Below are 1,531 nucleotides of genomic sequence, written 5' to 3' on the forward strand. Positions count from 1 at the left end.
CATCGTCATGGCCTCGACCTGGTCGTGGGGTACGGAGACGGTGGTGCCCCCCAGGCGTCGCTGCAGCGCCGCGATCTCGGTGCGGGTCTCCACGCGCATCTTCGCGTCGAGGTTCGACAGCGGCTCGTCCATCCGGACGACGCGCGGCTCGCGCACGATCGCCCGGCCCATCGCGACGCGCTGGCGCTGGCCGCCGGACAGGGCGCGCGGCTTGCGGTCGAGGTAGTCGGTCAGGCCGAGGATCTCGGCCGCCTCCTTGACCTTGACCGCGCGCTCGGCCTTGTCGATCCCGGCCATCTTCAGCGGGAACGCCATGTTCTCCCCGACGGTCTTGTTCGGGTAGAGCGCGTAGTTCTGGAACACCATGGCGATGTCCCGGTCCCGGGAGGCGACACCGACCATGTTCTCGCCGTCGATCCGGATTGAGCCGCCGTCGATCTCCTCGAGGCCCGCGAGCATCCGCAGTGCTGTCGACTTGCCCGATCCGGACGGCCCGACGAGCACGACGAACTCGCCGTCCTCGATCGTCAGGTCCAGCCGGTCGACGGCCGGCTTCGCCCCGGGGGTGTAGATCCGAGATGCCTGGTCGAACACCACGTCAGCCACGGCGGGCTCCCATCCTGTTCACGAACACGATCACTGGACGGCCCCGAAGGACAGGCCCTGGGCCAGCTTGTTCTGGGCGATCCAGCCGGCGGTGACGACCGGCAGCGCCGCCACGGTGGCCGCCTCGAGCAGGCTGGCGAAGTACAGGCCCTCGGAGGTGATGAACCCGACGAGGTAGACGGGCACGGGCGCGGCCCGCGAGGCGGTCAGGTTCACCGCGAAGAAGAACTCGTTCCAGGCGAAGATCATGCAGATCAGCGCGGTGGCGGCCATGCCCGGCGAGATGATCGGCAGGACGACCTCGCGCAGCGAGCGCCACAGCGAGGCGCCGTCCATGCTCGCGGCCTCCAGGAGCTCCTTGGGGACCTCCAGGAAGAACGACCGCATCATCCACACCGCGATCGGCAGGTTCATCGCCGTGTAGAGCACGACGAGCGTCCAGATGTTGTCCAGCGCGCCCAGGTAGTTCACGACGACGTAGATCGGCACGATCGCCGCTACGACCGGCAGCATCTTGGTCAAGATGAAGAAGAACAGCACGGCCTGGGTCTTCTGCACGGGCCGCAGCGACAGCGCGAACGCGGCCGGGGTGCCCAGCAGCAGGACCAGCACCGGCGAGGCGACCGTCGCGAACAGCGAGTTGAGTAGGTAGGGCCCGACGCCGCCGCCGAACACCTCGGCGAAGTTGTCGAACGTGGGGACGAAGAACACCGTCGGCGGGATCGTGACGGCCTGCGCCGCGGTCTTGAAGGCGGTCAGCACCATCCACAGCGCCGGGAAGAAGAACCCGAGCCCGACGATCCAGGCGAGCACGCTCAGCAGCGGCCCCGCCCCGCGCGGGGCCTTCCGCGGCGGCGTCGCGGGGGTGGAGGTCCGTTCGGCGGCTGCGGTCATCACGCGTCCTCGGCGGCGGAGAAGCTGCGGA

The 1,531-nt window shown here is 69.1% G+C and carries 2 protein-coding genes; both read right to left on the reverse strand.

All coding sequences use genetic code 11. The features are described from left to right. A partial coding sequence (locus tag D8M34_RS17830) for an ABC transporter ATP-binding protein (RefSeq protein WP_148113085.1) occupies positions 1–606 on the reverse strand: 606 nt, incomplete at its 3' end. Positions 607–636: 30 nt separating this feature from the next. Next, on the reverse strand, positions 637–1,500 hold the full coding sequence (locus tag D8M34_RS17835) for a carbohydrate ABC transporter permease (RefSeq protein WP_126894694.1): 864 nt from the start codon (positions 1,498–1,500) through the stop codon (positions 637–639). Positions 1,501–1,531: the final 31 nt, after the last annotated feature.

The sequence above is a fragment of the Microbacterium sp. HSID17254 genome, from assembly GCF_003989315.1.
Lineage (GTDB): Bacteria > Actinomycetota > Actinomycetes > Actinomycetales > Microbacteriaceae > Microbacterium.